Origin of the sequence: Rhodococcus (subgen. Prescottella) equi (assembly GCF_003013675.1) — a bacterium.
Lineage (GTDB): Bacteria > Actinomycetota > Actinomycetes > Mycobacteriales > Mycobacteriaceae > Prescottella > Prescottella equi.
The window spans coordinates 1628517-1646731 of record NZ_CP027793.1 but is presented as its reverse complement, the minus strand read 5'-3'; the positions used below and the strand labels follow the sequence as shown (position 1 = coordinate 1646731).

General features: G+C 68.0%; 17 protein-coding genes. 3 read left to right on the top strand and 14 right to left on the bottom strand.

Translation table 11 applies throughout. The features are described 5' to 3' along the window. Positions 1 to 98 precede the first annotated feature (98 nt). The 3 genes from C7H75_RS07885 to C7H75_RS07875 all read right to left on the bottom strand — a co-directional run bounded on the left by C7H75_RS07885 (position 99) and on the right by C7H75_RS07875 (position 3331). Complete coding sequence (locus C7H75_RS07885) at positions 99 to 1055, bottom strand: restriction endonuclease (protein ID WP_087587316.1); 957 nt, start codon at positions 1053 to 1055, stop codon at positions 99 to 101. 133 nt (positions 1056 to 1188) lie between these two features. Next, the gene (locus C7H75_RS07880) at positions 1189 to 2625 is read right to left on the bottom strand and encodes an FAD-dependent oxidoreductase (protein WP_106851185.1); all 1437 of its coding nucleotides are present in this window, start codon (positions 2623 to 2625) and stop codon (positions 1189 to 1191) included. 121 nt (positions 2626 to 2746) lie between these two features. Further along, complete coding sequence (locus C7H75_RS07875; RefSeq protein WP_081185733.1) at positions 2747 to 3331, bottom strand: TetR/AcrR family transcriptional regulator; 585 nt, start codon at positions 3329 to 3331, stop codon at positions 2747 to 2749. Between the two features lie 144 nt (positions 3332 to 3475). On the opposite strand from C7H75_RS07875, the gene C7H75_RS07870 reads away from it, so the two are divergent. Continuing rightward, positions 3476 to 4576, top strand: coding sequence for an ABC transporter permease (locus tag C7H75_RS07870; RefSeq protein WP_233281876.1), 1101 nt, complete (start codon positions 3476 to 3478; stop codon positions 4574 to 4576). A gap of 68 nt (positions 4577 to 4644) precedes the next feature. Here C7H75_RS07870 and C7H75_RS07865 read toward each other — a convergent pair whose 3' ends face one another. Further along, complete coding sequence (locus C7H75_RS07865; RefSeq protein ID WP_081185738.1) at positions 4645 to 6261, bottom strand: amidohydrolase; 1617 nt, start codon at positions 6259 to 6261, stop codon at positions 4645 to 4647. A gap of 185 nt (positions 6262 to 6446) precedes the next feature. Between C7H75_RS07865 and C7H75_RS07860 the strand changes: the two genes are divergently transcribed. After that, on the top strand, positions 6447 to 6668 hold the full coding sequence (locus tag C7H75_RS07860; protein ID WP_005514534.1) for a PLDc N-terminal domain-containing protein: 222 nt from the start codon (positions 6447 to 6449) through the stop codon (positions 6666 to 6668). Here the strand turns inward: C7H75_RS07860 and C7H75_RS07855 are convergent, their stop codons facing one another. Then, a complete protein-coding gene (locus C7H75_RS07855) occupies positions 6669 to 7337 on the bottom strand; it encodes a class F sortase (RefSeq protein WP_106851183.1) in 669 nt (222 codons plus the stop codon). Positions 7338 to 7340: 3 nt separating this feature from the next. Next, entirely contained in the window at positions 7341 to 9971 is a 2631-nt protein-coding gene (locus C7H75_RS26185) for a beta strand repeat-containing protein (RefSeq protein WP_233281874.1), read from the bottom strand. Between the two features lie 239 nt (positions 9972 to 10210). Between C7H75_RS26185 and C7H75_RS25710 the strand changes: the two genes are divergently transcribed. Beyond that, positions 10211 to 10489, top strand: a complete 279-nt coding sequence (locus tag C7H75_RS25710; protein ID WP_139791949.1) for a hypothetical protein — start codon at positions 10211 to 10213, stop codon at positions 10487 to 10489. Here the strand turns inward: C7H75_RS25710 and C7H75_RS07845 are convergent. From C7H75_RS07845 to C7H75_RS07810, 8 genes are read right to left on the bottom strand one after another with little or no spacing between them, the layout of a single operon-like run. Continuing rightward, a complete protein-coding gene (locus C7H75_RS07845) occupies positions 10486 to 12111 on the bottom strand; it encodes an acyl-CoA synthetase (protein ID WP_084847842.1) in 1626 nt (541 codons plus the stop codon). The genes C7H75_RS25710 and C7H75_RS07845 overlap by 4 nt on opposite strands. 29 nt (positions 12112 to 12140) lie before the next feature. Then, positions 12141 to 13403: a hypothetical protein gene (locus C7H75_RS07840; protein ID WP_084847843.1), complete on the bottom strand. Its 1263-nt coding sequence runs from the start codon at positions 13401 to 13403 to the stop codon at positions 12141 to 12143. Beyond that, positions 13397 to 13948: a Cif family virulence factor gene (locus tag C7H75_RS07835; protein WP_005514541.1), complete on the bottom strand. Its 552-nt coding sequence runs from the start codon at positions 13946 to 13948 to the stop codon at positions 13397 to 13399. The genes C7H75_RS07840 and C7H75_RS07835 overlap by 7 nt, the downstream gene beginning before the upstream one ends. Positions 13949 to 13997: 49 nt before the next feature. Beyond that, positions 13998 to 14192, bottom strand: coding sequence for a ferredoxin (locus C7H75_RS07830; RefSeq protein ID WP_005514542.1), 195 nt, complete (start codon positions 14190 to 14192; stop codon positions 13998 to 14000). Between the two features lie 2 nt (positions 14193 to 14194). Further along, complete coding sequence (cyp51, locus tag C7H75_RS07825) at positions 14195 to 15616, bottom strand: lanosterol 14-alpha demethylase (protein ID WP_106851182.1); 1422 nt, start codon at positions 15614 to 15616, stop codon at positions 14195 to 14197. After that, complete coding sequence (locus tag C7H75_RS07820) at positions 15613 to 16413, bottom strand: SDR family oxidoreductase (RefSeq protein ID WP_005514544.1); 801 nt, start codon at positions 16411 to 16413, stop codon at positions 15613 to 15615. The genes cyp51 and C7H75_RS07820 overlap by 4 nt, the downstream gene beginning before the upstream one ends. Then, entirely contained in the window at positions 16413 to 17618 is a 1206-nt protein-coding gene (locus C7H75_RS07815) for a cytochrome P450 (RefSeq protein ID WP_005514545.1), read from the bottom strand. The genes C7H75_RS07820 and C7H75_RS07815 overlap by 1 nt, the downstream gene beginning before the upstream one ends. A 4-nt stretch (positions 17619 to 17622) precedes the next feature. After that, positions 17623 to 18183 (bottom strand): TetR/AcrR family transcriptional regulator, encoded by a 561-nt coding sequence (locus C7H75_RS07810; protein ID WP_005514546.1) that lies wholly within the window; start codon positions 18181 to 18183, stop codon positions 17623 to 17625. Positions 18184 to 18215 lie beyond the last annotated feature (32 nt).

The following is an 18215-nucleotide window of genomic DNA, read 5'->3' as shown; positions in this document are numbered from 1 at the left end:
TGTGCGGCGACGGATTCGGCGCCCGCACTTGTCGATTCGACGGCTATTCCACCACAGCCACTCTGGTTCCGTCAGTCACATCGGTGACTTCGGTGCCACTAGCTCGACTCGAGGCCCGCGAAGAATCCGGTGTTGACGGCGACGTCCTCGACGACACGGGTCCGGGTCTGCACACCCAACCCGTGCTCTTTGAGCAGTTCACAGAGCCTGTCCCCGTCGATCAGATCCACCGGCGGCGCACCGTCGCGCCGCGATTCCGCCCGGGCCTCGCTGGTGAACGTGCCGGTCGTGATCAGCAGGCCCTTCTCCCCCCGGCCCGCCATTGCTCCGCGCAGATCTCGCACCGCCCCGGCGCCGACGCTGCCGCTCACCCGCTTGCACTGGAAGGCGACGGGGAAGCTCAGCAGCGAGATCTGGCACATACCGATGCCGTCGATACCACCGTCCGCGGTCCGCCCGGTGATGGTCGCGGTCGAGAATCCCGCTTCCCGGAGCAGGCGCTGCGTCAGACGCTCGAACGCCGTGGACGACATGCCGAGCACCGCCTCGAGCACCGTCGACTTCCAGGCGGCCGTGTCGGCGTCGTTGTAGGCCGAATCCGGCGTGGTGTCGGTCTCGGCGCCGGCAAGCGGAAGCACCTGCGCGTCAGGTGTATTGGCCTTGCGGCTGAGCCGCTGCCGACGCTTGTCTGCGGTGAAGGCCAACAGCAGCGGCCGTAATTCCGGTTCGGTGACCGCGCGCCCCTGCTTGGTGACACTCCACACCGCCCGCCGACTGTTCGCGAGCAGACCCATTCCCTTGAGATAGGTTCGGGCCCAAGCCAACCGGTATTCGACCTCGGTTCCGGGCCCCTCACCGTGCAGGACCCCCTGCAACTCCGGGGACCACCCCTGGCGCTCGACCACGGCGCCGTCGAGTTCGTTGTTCGACGCCGATCCGCCCAACGCGATGAGCGCCTGGAGCGTGGGCCACAGCAGTTCGGTGTACGGCGGCAGTTGAGCGATCAGCTCCTGCTGACCGGCGACGCCGTCACGCCGTGGCTCCTGTTCCTGCACACCCGCTCCCATCCGCGCCGTCCATCGATGGCCGCTCGACACGGGATCGGCCAGCCGACCTGGATGTTATCGGGTGTCGCGCCCTCCCCCGAATCCGGTGGTTCCGCCGGAGCGGCGGAGCCACCGGTGCACTTCAGGCCCGGGCAGCGGCGTCGCGGCCGGCCACCCGACCGAACGCGAGGGCGTCGGCGATGTGGAAGCCGCCGTCCTTGCGCCAGCTGTAGGTCGAGCTCACCTCACCGGCGGCGTAGAGACCGGCGATGACCTCTCCCCGGGTGTCGAGGACGCGCGCTCGCCCGTCCCGGCGAGGGCCACCGTTGCTCCAGCCCAGCAGTGGCGTCACCTCGAGCACGTAGAACGGTGCCTGCGTCACGGCGCCCAGCGTCTGCGGCTCGCGCCCGAAGTGGTCGTCCCGACCCGCCGCGCACGCCGCGTTGTACTGCTCGACGGTGCGCTCGAGCGTCTGTGCGTCCACCCCGATCAGGTCGGCGAGTTCGGCGATCGAGTCGGCGCGGCGGATCCAGCCCTTTTCGATCTCCGCGCTGTTGTCGACACTCCACCGGCTCCCGTTCATCAGCAGGTTCCAGCCCACGGGGAGCACGTCGGGCGTCGGGCTGAGCGGACCTGCCGTCCGCATCTGCTCGTCGAAGATCAGGTGGAAGGGGCGCAGCGGGAACAGCTCGTACGCGCCACCGCGGGCGGTGTGGCCGTGCTTGGGCTCGGAGCTCTCGTCCGTGAAACGGCGCCCGTCGCCGGACACCCACAGGTAGTTGTGCGCGTTCCACAACGCCAGGTAGTGCCCGAACTCGTCGTCGCCTCGCACCCCGGTGATGGTCATCATGTTGTCCATGTGCCACAGGTCGGCGCCCACCGCCTGCGCCAGGCGGTGGCCGTCGCCGGTCGAGGCCGGCGATCCCCACAGCACGTGGTCCTCGACCCGCAGGTAGTCCCGCACCATCTGCGGATCGGCCGCGAATCCCCCGGTGGCCAGCACGACGCCGCCACGCGCGCCGATCCGTCGGTGTCCGGCGGGCCCCGCCACGACGACGCCGACGACCGCTCCCGCGTCGACGATCAACTCGACGGCGGGCGTACGGAACCTGGTCTCGATGCCACGCTCCGCGAGCGCGCGGCGCAGGAAGTCGTGGAGCAGTCCGTTGCCCATCCGGCCGCCGACGGTGTCCATCCCGGCGTAACAGTCACTGCCCTCCAGCTCCAGGTATTCGGGCTCCGTGTGGTAGTCGCCGCTCATGGCGACGTCCGCGCCGAGCCCTTTGAGCCACGGTGAGATCTCGGCCGTCTCCCTCGCCCACGCCTCGACGACGTCCTCGGCGACAGGGAAGGGACCGTTCAGCGCGTGCAGGAAGATGCGAGCCCGCTCCGGGTCCCGGTTGACCCACCAGCCACTGCCCGAGACGCGGGTGTTGCCGCCCGCTGTCGCCTCGTCGCACTTCTCGACGACCAGAACCGTGGCGCCGGCCTGATGCGCATCGAGCGCGGCGGCGGCGCCCGCAGCGCCGGATCCCACCACCACCACATCGAATTCCTCGTCGAAGCCCGTCGCGCCCACATTCGCCCCTCTCGGTTATGTGATACACACCGCTTTCGTACGCCGATGTGATTCACACCATCTTTCAACGGAGCCGGGCGGGGCGCGCCGGGGTTCCCATCCAGCGGAACAGTCGCCGGCGTCAGCGGTCGACGAGCACCTGCAGAGCGGCGCCGTAGCGTTCGACGATGTCGTCGATCGGCGCTGCTCGCAGCCACGGGCTCTCCATGACGTAGAGCGCGGCCATGAGTCCGGACAGCTGCGCGGCCAGCAGATGCGCGCGCAGCTCGGCATCCTCTCCCATCAGACGCGGAGCCAGTGGCGCGACGATCATCTGGTCGATCGCCTCCTGCAGGTGCTCTCGCACGACGGGCCGGTCGGACGCACGCACCAGGGCGGCATAGACCGCCGTCGGCTTGTCGGCCTGCCGCCGCCGCGTCCGTCGGACGACGAAATCCACCAGCGCCCTGCCCAATCCGTCCAGTGGGCCCTGCACCACCTCGACGAAGGCGTCGGACATCGTCATCGTCCGGATGAAGAGCTTCTCCTTCGAGCCGAAGTAGCGGATGACGAGCGCTGGATCGACGCCGGCGTGCCGAGCGATGTCGCGGACCCCAGTGGCGGCGAAACCCTGCTCGGCGAACAGTTCCGCGGCAGCCGCCTGCACCGCTTCGCGGTTGTGGGCGGTGCCCGCGCGGGCGTGGGGTTCGGGTGTCTCGACGGTCATCGATCGTCCTTCGCTCGGAGGTGTCCGATTCCAACCTTGCCGCAGAGCCTACGTCAACAGTGTTGACATCCGGTCGTCAACGCTGTTGACTATCCATCTCGTCAACAGTGTTGACATTTCGACGATTCAGAAAGGGCGATGCGGATGCCCAACACCACCGATCAGCGCCACGACGACTGGGACCGAGCCATGGAGGCCGACACCGAGGCGGTCGCCCCCGCGCTCCACCTCGACCACGGCGCACCCGAGGGCGCCGGCGGCGGTCCCACCCAGTGGCGCACCGTCGTCGAATCGATGGTGTTTCCGCTGTTCTTCGCGGTCATGTTCGCGCTCTGTTATGTCAGCGCGTTCCACAACCCCGCGCCGCGCGAGGTGGAGATCGTCGTCGTCGGACCCGAGTCCGCCACGACCGCGTTGGTCGACCGGCTCGCTCCGACCGTCGGCGACAAGTTCGACCTCGAGACCTCCACGGACGCGACCGGCGCGATCGATCGCCTGCAGAACCGCGAGATCGCCGGCGTGATCGAGCTGGGTCCGACGATGAACCTGCACATCGCGTCCGCCGAGGGCACGATGCGGGTCCAAGCCGCGGAGGGGCTCGCACAGCCGCTCGCCGCCGCGCAGGGCGTCGACCTGAACGTGGTCGACCACGCGCCGCTCGCCGCGGACGATCCGACCGGCACCGGCCTGTTCTATCTCGTCATGGTCTGCACGATCGTCGGGTACCTGACGATCACCGTGCTCTCCCAGGTGGCGCCGCGCATGCGATTGCGTCAGCAGCTCGGTGTGCTGGGCGTGATGTCGGTGGTCGGTGTGCTCGCCGCATATCTGGTCTCGGCGATCTTCGTCGGCTTCTACGGCGCGTCGTTCGCGGCCAGTGTCGCGCTGCTCGCCGTGGTGATCGCCTACACGATCGTCGTGGGGTTGGTGAGCATCCTCGTCAACCGGGTGTTCGGCAAGGCCGCGATCATGGTCGTGATGGTCTTGATGATCTTCGTGAACTTCCCGAGTGCTGGTGGCGCGTTCCCCGCCGACTTCCTGCCCGGCTTCTGGTCGGCACTCAGCCACTTCTGGATCGGCGCGGGTGCCGTCGACGCCACCCGTTCGATCGTCTACTTCGGCGGCACTGGCGTCGGCCACGGACTGCTCGTGATCGGCGGATGGTTCGTCGTCACCGCGGCCCTGTTGGGGCTCACGCAGCTCCGCAAGCCGAAGGCCGAGGCACCGCAGCAGCAGGCCGGCTGACCGCACTCATCGCCATACGGCTCGACCAAGAACACCGTCCGGGGATTCCCGGGCGGTGTTCTTCGTCGTCAGCTCAGGCTGCCGTACACCGTGGCGCCGGCGAACACCGTGGCCCGCACCTCGATGTCCGCGATCCGCTCGGGATCCACGGCAAGCGGATTCGCCGACAGGACGACCAGGTCGGCGTGCATCCCAGGTTTCAACGCGCCGATGGAATCCTCACTGAACAGCTGCCAGGCCGCGTCGACGGTCTGGGCGCGCAGCGCGGCCTCCACCGGGATGCGCTCCTCGGGCGCCAGCACCCGCCCGCCGCGGGAACGCCGGGTGACGGCGTCCGCGATGTTGCGCAGCGGATCGGTAGGCGTGACCGGACCGTCGTTGTGGAACGAAATGCGATGACCGGCCGCCAGCGCCGAACCCGCGGCGGCCCAGTGCCCGCCGTGCTCGCTACCGAACAGATCGTCGACGAGGACGTCACCCCAGTAGTAGAGGTGGTCGACGAACAAGCTGCAGGTCACTCCCAGGTCGGCGGCGCGTCGGAACTGGTCCGGGCGCATCGCGCCGACATGCTCGAGGCGCAGTCGGTGATCGTCACGCGGGTTCGCGGACAGCATCTGCTCCCACGCGTCGAGGACCATCGTGATCGCGTCGTCGCCATGCGCGTGGCACGCGATCTGCCAGCCCTGTTCGTAGTACGGGGTGCTGATCTCGAGGATCTGCTCGCCCGTGTAGTTGGCTCCGCCGTGACTGCAGGCCATGCCTAGTGCGCGCGTGGCCGGGGTGTCCAGGTAAGCGAAGCTGAGCGCGATGTTCCCGATCCACGGTGAACCGTCGGACCAGATCTTGATCCCAACCTGCCGCACCATCTCGTCACCCGCGCCCGGCTCGAGGTCGGACCCGCGCTTCGGCCCCGACATCTCGTAGAGCCGCAGTCGGGTGGTGAGGATCCCGGCCTCGGCGGCCGCGGCCAGCGGAGCCCGCATGCCCGGGTCGAACGCCATCTCGCTCACGGTGGTGACGCCGGCAGCGTTCAGTCGCGCGGATTCGGACGCGAGCAGGTCGGGGAATCGTCCCGCCGCCGAGGCCAGCACCGGGCCGGCGATCGCGATCACGGCCGCCGACTCGTATGCGACACCGGTGAGCTCACCGGTGTCGGCGTCGCGCCCGAAGCGGGCACCCTCCGGATCGGGAGTGTCCTCGGTGACGCCGGCGGCGGCCGCGGCGGTCGAGTTGAAGTAGGCGGCATGTCCGGAGTTGTGCAGGACGATCAACGGCTTGTGCGGCGACTGCTCGTTCATCCACTGCAGAGTGGGCTCGTCGAGCCCCTTCTGCAGCAGCGGATCCCAGCCGTTGAGTACGGCGCCTTCGGGGCCGGCGTCCGCGACGGCTTGCGCGATCGTGGCGAGCACGCCGTCGGCGTCGGGGACCGTGACGGGGCGGATATCGACGACGGGCTCGCCCAGCAGGACCGCCTCGTTCAGAGGGTGACCGTGCGCCTCGATGAATCCCGGCATGATGCAGGCATTTCCGACGTCGTGGACGACGGTCCGAGGGCCGATGAATCCGGCGACGTCGGCGTCGGCCCCGACTGCGACGATGCGCCCGTCCTCGACGGCAACCGCAGTCGCTCGCGGATTCGCGTCGTCCATCGTCAACACGTCACCGAACACCACCAGGTCAGCCATCGGCACTCTCCGCTCCGTTCCCGGCTTCGGGCGGCCGGTTCTCGCCCGACAGGCTACAGACCAGCCGTTCTCTTCGCGCGTCCTGCGCGTGTGACCCGGCCGCGTCGTGTCGTCGTCCGGTAGGAAGAACGGAGGGCGTTCGACCAGCGCGGACGTCGACCTGTGGACACGGAAGGAAAGGCCCCATGGCGAAGAAGAAGTGGTCGGAGATGAGCCCGATTCAGCGCGCGGTGATCATCGCAGCCGGCTCGGTCCAGTTGAGCCTGGCGGCGACCGCGTGGGCGGATCTCGCGACCCGGCCGCGCGACGAGGTCAACGGCAGCAAGCGCAGGTGGGCCGCGATCATCGCCGTCAACTTCATCGGCCCCCTGTCGTACTTCCGGTGGGGGCGGCGCACGTCTGCGTGATCACTGCGCCGACTGCACACGTTCCTCGACGAGGTCGGCGAAGACGACGGTGTTGTCGCGGTAGCTTCTTGCAGCAGTGTCGAATTCGCCGCCACATGTGATCAGCCGGAGCCCGGGGTGATCGATGTTGCCGTACACCGCCGCGGTCGGGAACTCCGCTTTCGCGTAGCGGTCGACTCTCGTCACCCGGAACACAGCCGTGACCCCGTCGGATCGGATCGTGTCGATCGTGTCTCCCGGTATCAGTTCGTGGAGGCGAAGGAACACGCCGGGCTCACCGCCCCAGTCGACGTGGCCGGCGAGTATCGCGGGACCTCGTTCGCCGGGAACCGGTGAGCCGGAATACCATCCGGCGGGGAATGCTCCGGGCGGCACCTCGAGCGTGCCGTCCGGCTCCAGCCCGAGATCGACGAGTTCGGTGTCGACTCCGATCGCGGCGACGACGAGTCGGTCGGGGCGGACCACCGCGTTTTCCGGACCGGACACGATCGGGGCGGCGGCTGACGTCGTGGGTGCCGGACCGGATTGTGCCGGGACGGCCGATTCGGGTGCGGCGCAACTGGCCAGCAGGAATCCGCATGCGAGGGCCCCGGCAAGAACGGCCGACAGGCCGGTTCCGGACGATCTCCGGAACCGGCCTGTCGGCTTGTCGTTCACGGTCGAACTCACTGCCTACTGCTTGCGGCGGTGGCGTCCGGTGGCTGCGGCCGTTCCGGCCGTGGCTGCCAGCAGCAGTGCGGTTCCCAGCAGCAGCCCCCGCCCCGCGGTGTCGCTCGGGGCGCCCTTGTCACCGGCTTCGACGCCGCCGACGGGTACCGCGGAGATCTGAGCGCCCGCCTGCTGCGCCGCGGCGGGCGCGCTCACGTTCTGCAGAGCGGCTGCCTGGGCGGCAATCGGCTGCGTGATATTCCCATTGCCCGCGCCTTCGGCTTCGGCTTCGGCTTCGGCCTCGGCCTCGGCCTCGGCTTCGGCTTCGGCATTCGCACCGCTGCCGGCGTTGCCGGTCGAGGCCAGGGTGCTGCCGAGTGCGGCGCCTCCGGCGAGGGCACTCCCGAGTGCCGCACTGCCGAGGGTTCCGCCACCGGCAAGGGTGCTGCCGAGAGCCAGCCCGCCTACCGCGGCACTCCCGAGGACTGCACTGCCCAGGTCGGAGCTACCTGCTTCGCCGCCACCGGCGCTGCCGTTCTCGGAGCTACCGGCCTCGGTTTCACCGGCGCTGCCCAGTCCGAGGCTGCCGAGGGCGAGGTCCGTGAGGCTCCCCAAGCCGAGGTCACCGCTTCCTGCGGTCAGCCCGCCGCTGCCCGTGCCGCTGCCGGAGGCACTGCCCGAACCGAGGTCCGCCAGGCTACCGAGGTCCGCGCTACCCACATCGGTACCACCGGTGCTGCCCGCATCCCCTGTGGACCCGAGTGCCGCGGCACTACCGACAACCGGCAGAGCCAAACTTCCGAACGGAAGCGCCAAGCTACCCAGCGCCGCCTCACCCAGGCTGCCCAGGTCGAGATCGCCACTGCCGGAGCTCAACTCACCACTACCGGTCTCCAGGCTGCCGGTGTCGCTACCGGAATCACTGCCCGTGCCCAGGTCCGCCAGGCTCCCGAGATCCACCACACCACCGAGGTCCGCGCTACCCACGTCGGTACCACCGGTGCTCCCCGCATCCCCTGTGGACCCGAGTGCCGCGGCACTACCGACAACCGGCAGAGCCAAACTTCCGAACGGAAGCGCCAAACTTCCCAGCGCCGCCTCACCCAGGCTGCCCAGGTCGAGATCGCCACTGCCGGCCGTCAGCTCACCACTACCCGTCTCCAGGCTGCCGGTGTCGCTACCGGAATCACTGCCCGTACCCAGGTCAGCCAGGCTACCCAGATCCACCACACCACCAAGGTCCGCGCTACCCACATCGGTACCACCGGTGCTCCCCGCGTCGCCCGTGGACCCGAGCGCCGCCGCACTACCGACAACCGGCAGAGCCAAACTCCCGAACGGAAGCGCCAAACTCCCCAGCACAGCCTCACCCAAGCTACCCAGGTCCAGATCGCCACTGCCGGAGCTCAACTCACCACTACCGGTCTCCAGGCTGCCGGTGTCGCTACCGGAATCACTGCCCGAACCCAGATCAGCCAGGCTACCCAGATCGACACCCAGGCTTCCCAGCGCAAGCTCACCCAAGCTACCCAGATCGAGATCACCACTGCCGGAGCTCAACTCACCACTACCGGTCTCCAGGCCGCCGGTGTCGCTACCGGAATCACTGCCCGAACCCAGGTCAGCCAGGCTACCCAGATCCACCACACCACCAAGGTCCGCACTCCCCATACCGGCACCACCGGCGCTGCCCGCATCCCCCGTGGACCCGAGCGCCGCCGCACTACCGACAACCGGCAGAGCCAAACTCCCGAACGGAAGCGCCAAACTCCCCAGCGCCGCCTCACCCATGCTGCCCGGATCCAGGTCGCCGCTGCCGGCGGCGAGATCGCCACTTCCGGCAGGTAGGTCCACGCTCCCCGAGGCCAACTCGGCCAAGCTGCCCAAGTCGAGGGTCGGCTCGGCGCTGCCGGCGGGCAGTCCCAGGCTGCCGAGTGCCAGGTCCGCGAGGCTTCCGAGGTCGACTCCGCCGTCGCCGGAGCTGCCCAGCGCCAGCTGCGCCAAAGCGGCCAGGTCGAGGTTGCCGCTTCCCGAGCCCAGATCAGCGAGGCTTCCGGCATCGCCGCTCCCGGAGGCGTCGCTGCCGGTATCGGCGCTACCGCCCCCGACCTCGCCGGCGCTGCCTGCGGCCAGGTCACCGATGACACCGAGTCCTAGTTCGAGGCTGCCCGCGCCCGGAGCGGCTCCGGCACTGCCTGCTCCCGAGTCGCTTCCGATGTCGCCCAGGCTGCCGGCATCCGCCTCGCCGAGGCTGCCGACGCCGAGTTCGGGCATCGCATCCGTCACGCTCCCGGCGTCGATCCCGCCGCCGAGGCTGCCTGTGCCCAGATTCGCGAGGCTGCCCAACGCGGTCTGTGCGAGGTTCGCCAAGTCGAGGTTACCGGCGCTGCCCGCGTCGACGCCCCCGTTGGCGCCTCCGGGCCCCGCGGCGCTACCGAAGCCGGCGGCACCGTTCCCGCCGATGCTGCTGCCCAGACCCGAGAGTCCGCCGTTTGCGCCGCCGTTCGCGCTGCTCCCGAATCCGTTCTGGGGAGCGGGCTGAGCCTCGCCGACCGCCGGCGTGGCAATCGTCAAAGCCCCGACTGCGGTGGCCGCGACCATGATCCGGCTCTTCATCCGCAGTGTTCTCGAGTTGCGGGCTCTGTGGGTAGACATCGTTCCTCATCCTCCTCGATCGGCATGCCAGCGACGCACAACAAACACCCACCGCATGAAGACAGAAAACAGGTGAAGAAACGCCCCCCGAAAAATCCGTCAGACCCCCATCTGAACGGATAGCAAACCCCCAGCCACATGCATACAGGCGTGATGAAGATAGCATCTCGAACTTATATCGAAAGCCATCCCTTTCCACGGATCCGAGCAGATTCGATTCGCATTACTAACCAAAGATCGTGGCGCACGAGGCCCATCTGCAGCTTTCCATCCCGATGCGCCGCGCACCGAAGGAGATTTCACCCCGACGTTCACCCTACGACCGCCGACTCGCGGCAGACCCGCAGGAAGACGCGCATTTTCCCTGTAACGGCCGCGCCTCGAAATACGATAACGCGCGCCCGAAAGCGTATTCGGCGGCGACGGTTCTGCTGCCGGCATCCATTTCCGAGCTCCGACAGACGCGCGGTTACTGCACAGATGGCGGTATTTCCCCGGACGCCGGCGCCGACGTCTAATCGATCCGGTACGCGTGCGCGTGTGCGCCCGCGTGCCCCTTGGCCCAGCCGTAGTCCGGCTTGCCACTCGGGGTGCGCAGCACCTCGTCGGCGATCCAGTAGGTTCGCGGGATCTTGTAACCGGCGAGCCGGCTTCGGGTGTGCTTCTCCACGGACTCGAAGTCCGGGTCGACGCCGTCGCGCACCCGGACGACCGTGGCCACGCGGCTGCCCCAACGGTCGTCGGGTACGCCGATGACGATCGCGTCGTAGATGTCGGGGTGCGACTTGACGACGGCCTCGACTTCCTCCGCGAACACCTTCTCGCCGCCGGTGTTGACGACCATGTTTCCGCGCCCCAACAGCGTGATCGATCCGTCGTCCTCAATTCGCGCACGGTCGCCCGTGACCACCGCGCGCTGCCCGTCGACGACGCGGAAGATCTCGGCCGATCTGACTGGGTCGTTGTAGTACCCGACGGGGACGTTGCCCAGTTTCGCCAACCAGCCTTCGGCTCCGGAACCCGGTACGAGGATGCGGTTCTCGTCGTCGACGACGACCGAGTACTTGTTCGCACCGACCTTCGGTCCACCGTGCTGCTCGAACCCCTTGGTTGCGAATCCGATTCCGCCGAAGCCGGTTTCGGACGACCCGACCGAGTCGGAGATCATCAGGTTCGGCATCACCTCGAAGAAGGCGTCCTTGACCGCGGCGGAGAACAGCGCTGCGCCGGACGCGAGCACGGCCAGGCTGGACGTGTCCCCCTCCTGTTCGCGATAGGCCTCGACGAGGGGCCGTCCCATCGCGTCGCCGGTGATGACCATGACCTGCGGCCGGTGTTCGGCTACGACCGCCCAGACACGGCCCGGATCGAACTTCGGTTCCATGATGACGGTGTTGCCGGAGAAGAACGCCGTGAAGGTCGGCATCATCGCCGACGTGTGGATCAACGGCGGCAGCATCACCCAGCGCATCGCCTCGCCCGCTGCCACCCCTGCCCGGGACTGCTCGAACTCGTCGAGGATCGGTTCGCCCGTGTAGAAGTCCAGTCCTCCGCCCAGAACCCGCCAGATGTCCTCGTGGCGCCACACCACGCCCTTCGGTCGACCGGTGGTTCCACCGGTGTAGAAGATGTAGTGATCGTCGGGGCTGCGCTTCCCGAAGCCGCGCTCTGCACTTCCCGACGCGAGCGCGTCCCGGTATTCGGCAGCCCCGGTGACCTCGCACTCGTCGCCGCAGGCCAGGACATCGGGAACCGAGACGAGGTGCCGGATGCGCGGAAGTTCGGGCAGCACCTCGGCGATCCGGTCGGCGAACCCCTGATGGAACACCAGCCCCTCGAGGTCGGCATTGTCGTACAGATACCGCAGTTCGTCGGAGGTGTATCGGTAGTTCACCGTCACCGGAACGGCCCGGAGTTTGAAGGACGCGATGATCGCGACCATCGTCTCGATCGAGTTGTGCATGTGGACTCCGATGTGGGCGCCCACGCCGAAACCCGCTCCCGCGAGGTGGTGCGCGAGCCGGTTCGCTCGCTCGTCCAGTTCTCGGTAGGTGACCTGCTCGTCGCCGACGATCATGGCGAGGCGGTCCGGCATCGCATCCACCGAATGCTCGAACAAGTCAGCGAACGTGTAGGCCATGCGAAGATCCCCTTGTCTGGGTCGGTCGATCAGATCACATAGAGCGGCAACGGAATTCCACGGTCCTCGAACGCGAAGGCGGCACCGGTGCTCACCTTGGTGATCGCGACCTCGACGCATTCGGGCGCGGGGTCGGTGGTGACGTCGACGGTGACGTGCAGCCCGGCGGCGCCGTCACCGACGACCCGTACGGTGAAGCGCGGATTGACCCCGCGTACCAGGGCCTGCAGCGCTTCGAGGTGCTCGGCATCGATCAGCGTGGGCCAGCCACCGTCGACGTCCACGAGCCCGGTCCGTCGAATCACGAGCTCCAGTTGCTCTCCGTCGAAACGAATTTCGCTGTCCACGTACTGCGTGGGGTTCAGCAGTGGGTGCAGTGCCAGCACGGTCGCGAGGCCTTCGAGGTCGTCTGGCAGACCGAGCGCGTCGCGAATTCGTTGCGCGGTGACGCCGGCGATGCCGGTGAGCTGTTTGCGGGTGATCTCGCGGGTCTTGTCCTCGTCCGCGCGCTTGCGGACCGCGATCAGGAAGCCGAGGGCGAGCAGGTGTTGCTGCAGGCACACCTCCTCGGCGATCCGCACGAGAGCGGACTGCGAGAAGTCCTGGAACCGCAGGTCGGCGAGCAACGGTCCCGCGTAGTCGTGGTTGCCGTCGCCGCCGTTGTCGATCGGGCTGAGTTCGACCGTGTTGGCGGCGGTTCGGCCGATCTGCTCGGTGTGCGGCTGCATCGTCGGCGGGACGTGCTTCTCGTCGATGACGACGGTCCACGCGCAGTGTGGGTGACGGTCCGCCGGCCGGCGCGGGGGACGATGGATCGGACGGACCTGCGCGTGCGCATTGGTGGCCAGTGCCGTGGCGTCGAATGTGGGGTCCTCGATGTCGTGGCACATCGCGGTCACGTACTCGTCGCCCAGCGGTTCGACGTCCATCAGCGCGCCACAGTGGTCGAGCCAGAACTCGCCGTGCTGCGGATCGTCGACCCGGAAGCGGAAGTCCATGAATTGCGGCGGCGCCCCGATGTCGAGCTGCAGGCCCTTGAAGATGGTGACGACGTCGTCGCCCTCGTAGCGCAATGCACGCTGCATGCGCCGGGTGTACCAGGGACTCGCCGCCTGCCATTCCTCGATCGCGACCTGAGCCATGCCCTCCCGCCCGAACTCGACGATCAGGTGGGCCATCCCGGATCGGTCGATCAACTGGCCGCACAGCAGCAGTTCCGGCACCAGTGCCGCCAGGTCCGTCCGCGACAGCGCCGCGAACGAGGGTGACCGCCGCTCCTCGGTGCTCACCACAGCGGGACCGGGGCCTGGCCGACCGGGTACCAGCCCGGCAGCTTCTCTCCGGAGATCGAGCGCTGGATGCGGGACTGCATACCCGTCGACAGCGCATTGTTCTGAATCATCTCCATGAACAGTGCCGAGACATTGCCGAAGTCGAAGAAGTCACGCTGCCAGGACCACTGGAAGTTCCCGCCGTACCGGAACCAGCTGCCACCGATGCCGTACACCGCATAGTTGGTGCCGTCCGGACGCGCCGCGTCGGAGATCTGCTTCCACAGCCCGATCACGTTGCCACTGCGCTCGTCGATCACGAACTCCTGGTAGGGATACTCCCAACCCTCGAGCCCCTGCATCTCCAGTCCGAGCGCGACGTCGCGGATCTCGTCACGCCCCACTGCCATGAAGTCCTGCTTGGGGCCGTAGTTCCAGCCGTAGGTGGCGTCCTCGGTATAGAAGTCCGCCAGCGGCTTCCAGTCGCCGGCCGCCTCGGCCTTCTTGTTGGCGTCCACCCAGCGCTGGACCATCTCGTCCAGTTCGCCACGGTCGAATCCGGTCATGTCGTCGTCTCCTTCGATGGTTCTGGTGTGGTGCGTGCGCGAAACGCCGTCAGTCCTCGACGATCCGCAGGGCTTGCGTCGGGCAGTACCGGACCGCGCTCTCGACGTCGGCCCGCAACGACTCCGGCGGATTCGCATCGAGGACGGTGACCTTGCCGCGCTTGGGCACGGTGAACACGTCGGGTGCCTCCATCTCGCATGCGGCGTGCCCCTGGCAGAGATCGAGATCAGCTTCGACGCGCATCGTCAGGCCTCACTCGTGTGGGCGACCGGGCACCCAGTCGGAGCCACTGCCGCCGCTCCGACGGACGCCGCCCGGACGGTGCGCCGGCGATAGCGGACGCGGCACGGCTGCTGCAACTGCACCACCATCTTGCTGTGGTCGTTGCGGTACGAGTCGGCCGACTGCGCCATCTCGAACTCGAAGTCGCGCAGCAGGATCGAGAAGATCGCCTTCAGCTGCATCTGCGCGAACGCCGCCCCGACACAACGGTGACGACCCGCACCGAAGGGGATCCACGTCCAACGGTTCGCGGTGTCCTCCTGGTTGGGGTCGATGTACCGACCCGGGTGGAAGGAGTCGGGTTCGGGGAAGTCCTCCGGGATCCGGTTCGAGACCGCCGGCGTGGCCGCCACCAGGTTGCCCTCGTGGACCGAGAACCCGCCCACCTCGAAGTCGCCGCGGGCGACCCGGAGCAGGATGATCAGCGGCGGATGCAGCCGCAGGGTTTCCTTGATCACCGCCTCGAGGACCGGGATCTGCCGCAGCGCATGGAAACTGATGTCGGCACCGTCGGCATACAGCTCGTCCAGTTCGGCGGTGACCTGCTGCATCGTGTCCGGATGCCGCAGTAGCTCGATGAGCGACCACGCCGCGGTGCCGGACGTGGTGTGGTGGCCGGCGAACATCATCGAGATGAAGATTCCGGTGATCTCGTCCGCGCTGAAGCGCAGGTTGCCCTCGTCGTCCCTGATCGAGACCAGGACGTCGAGCATGTCGCGATCCTTCTTGCCCCGGGGAGGATTGGCGACGCGCCCGTTCATGATGCCCTGGACGAGCTCGACGAGGGCGACGCGAGCGGCGTCGCGGCGACGAAAACTCTCGATCGGCGCGTACGGGTCGACGAAGGCGATCGCGTCGGTGCCCTGTTCGAGTTCGTGGTAGAGCTTGGCGAACCGGTCGTCGAGTTCGTCTCGGAACTTCTTGCCGATCAGGCACGCCGAGGACGTGTAGATCGTCAGTTCGGCGAAGAACTCGAGCAGATCGATCTCGCCCTCGTCTCCCCACCGGGACACCATGTCCTCGACCTCGCCGCCGATCGTCGTCGCATGGCCCCGCATCTGTTCGCCGCGCAGTGCGGAGTTGTGCAGCATCTCCGACCGGCGCTCGGGGCTCGCGTCGAACACCACGCCCTCGCCGAAGATCGGCTTCATGAACGGGTAGGCGGCCTGCTGGTCCAGATCCTCGTCGGAGGAGCGGAAGAAGAACTCGTTGGCCTCGGCCCCGGTCAAGAGCACCACGTCGCGATCAACCAACCGGAACACCCCGACGTCGCCGCACTCCTCGCGCACGCGGCGCATCAGGGCGATCGGGTCGGTGCGCAGTTCCTCGAGGTGTCCGTGTTCGTGGAGTCCTCCGGACACGCGGGGCGGATCGGGCAGGGTCATTTCGACTCCTCGGAACTTGGAAGGGGCGCGAGCGGCGCCTCGGGCTGGACTTCGATGAGGACGAGGTGGACACCGCGCGGGGCGCCCACCACCGCGACGACGGCGTTCGCCATGTCCGATGCGCGCAGCATGTATCCGTGGCGGGCGAAACCCCACTTGCCCCACAGCTCGGCGACGGGCGCGAGGATCTCGGGAGTGGAGTTCATGCCCATGCCCGTGAAGGTGGGGCCGGGCCGCACGATCGAGGCTCGAATTCCGGTTCCCTCGAGTTCCATTCGCATTTGGCGCCCCATCGCCTCGAGGCCGGCCTTGGCGGCGTCGTACGCACCCATCATCGGGCGTTGGCGGTCGGCGCAATCCGAGCCGATGAGCACGAAGTCGCCGCGGCGGCGTTCACGCATCCCGGGTAGGACGCGGTGTGCGAGCCGCTGCGCGCCGACGAGGTGCACGTCGATCTGCTTGGCGAAGCTGGCCGGGTCCATCTGGTCGGCGGCACCGAACTCGAGGTCGCCCGCACCGGAGACGACGATCTCGGCGGGGCCCAGGGCCTCCTCGGCGGCCGTGACGAACGCGTCCACCGAGGCGTCGTCGGTGACGTCGAGGAAGTGGGCGAACGCCTCTCCCCCGTTGCTGCGGATCTTGTCCGCGATCGCCTCCGTCTCCGCGACCCGGCGGGCACCGAGCGCGACCGGGTGCCCCAGGTCGGCGAGCGCGTATGCGACCGCCTCGCCGATTCCGGACGACGCGCCGCTGACCAACGTCGGCCTGCGGGTGGGGTTGGGTTCGAAACGGGGCATCAGCGCACCTGCACCTTCATCGGCAGGGCCGCGAAGCCCCGCACGTTCGTGGAATGGACACGTTCGATTCCGGACTCGTCGACCTCGAAATGCCTCACGCTCTTGGCGAATTCGGCGAGGGCGATGTTCGCCTCGAGCCGGGCGAGGTGTGCGCCGAGGCAGAAGTGCACACCTCCACCGAAGCTGACGAGTTTGTTGGTCGAGTCCCGGCCGATCCGGTAGCGGTCGCCGTCCTCGAACACGTCCTCGTCGCGGTTCGCGGAACCGATCAGCAGCAGCATCTTCTCTCCTGCCGGAACCGTCTGCCCGTAGTACTCGAGATCCACGGCGGTGGTGCGGGCGACGATCTGGCTCGAAGTGTCGAATCGCAGCGTCTCCTCGACCCAATCCGTCACCCGCGCCGGGTCGTTCAGCACCTGCGCGACCTGATCGGGATTGTGGGCGCCCCAGTACGCCGCGTTGCCGAGCAGCTTGGTCGTAGTCTCGTTGCCGGCGACCACCATCAGGAACAGGAACCCGAGAACCTCCTGGTCCGACAGCTTGTCGCCGTCGATCTCGGCGTCGAGCAACGCCGACGTCAGGTCCTCGGTACGCGAGCGTCGACGCTGCTCGATCATCTCCTTGTAGTAGGTCATAAGGCTCAGCGACGCCTCGACCGACGCCGGCGGCACGTCGAGGACGCCGTCCTCCCGGTGAACCACCAGGTCCGCGAGCCGTCGAAGTTCCGCGCGGTCGGCCTCCGGCACGCCCATCAGTTCGGAGATGACGTCCATCGGGAGCTTGCCCGCAACCTCGGCGATCCAGTCGAATTCACCGGCTTCCAGAGCCGGCTCGAGGTACTGACGGGTGAGTTCGAGGATCCGCCCGTCGAGCTCGGCCACACGGCGCGGAGTGAATCCGCGGGAAACCAACTGGCGCAGGCGTGCGTGCCGCGGGTCGTCCATCGCGAGGAAGGACATCACCAGGTGCGCGTGCGGCCCGTACGCGGCAGGGTCGAGGGAGACCCCGTTGGCACTCGACAGCCGGGTGCTGTCCCGGAAGGCACGCAGCACGTCGGAGTGACGCGACAGCGCCCAGAATCCGATCTCCGGATTGTGGTAGAGCGGGGACTCGTCGCGCAGCCGGGCGTAGATCGGGTACGGGTCGTCGTGGAAGTCGTAGTCGTAGGGATTGAAGACCACCGGGTCGACCAGCGCTTCGGTCATGTGATCACTCCAGAATCATTGTGGCGGAACGCTCCAACTGACCGGCGAGGTCTTGGTAGGAGCCGTACCCGATGCCGGCCCGGAGCAGCGCTCCGGCGTACAGGAGGTCGAGGGTCTCGAGAAGTTCGGGATCGGCGGGCTTCCCCAGCGCCTCTTCGAGGCGGCCGCGGATGTCGATGCCGATTCGCACCCGCAAGTGCTCGACGTCGGGGTCGCTCCCGAGGAGTGCGTTGGTGACGGCGCTCGACAAGCCGGGCTCGTCGGCGAGCAGGAGGGCGATGCCGCGCAGCACCGCTACGACGCGACCGGTCCGGTCGAGCCCGTCGGACTCCGGCCGCGGTGACTGCGAGAGCCGGCGCCAGAAGACCTCGGCCACCAGGTGTTCCTTGGACGAGAAGTACGTGTAAGCGGTGGCGGGCCCGACGCCGGCCCGCGAGGCGACCGCGCGAACGGTGAGACCGGCGAAATCCTCCTGCCGCAGCACCTGCACTGCGGACTCGCACAGTCGGTCGACGGTATCGGCCTGCTTCGGCGTAAGGCGCCGGCGCGTGGACTCGAAACTCATACTAGACACATGTCCGGACACTACTACAGTTT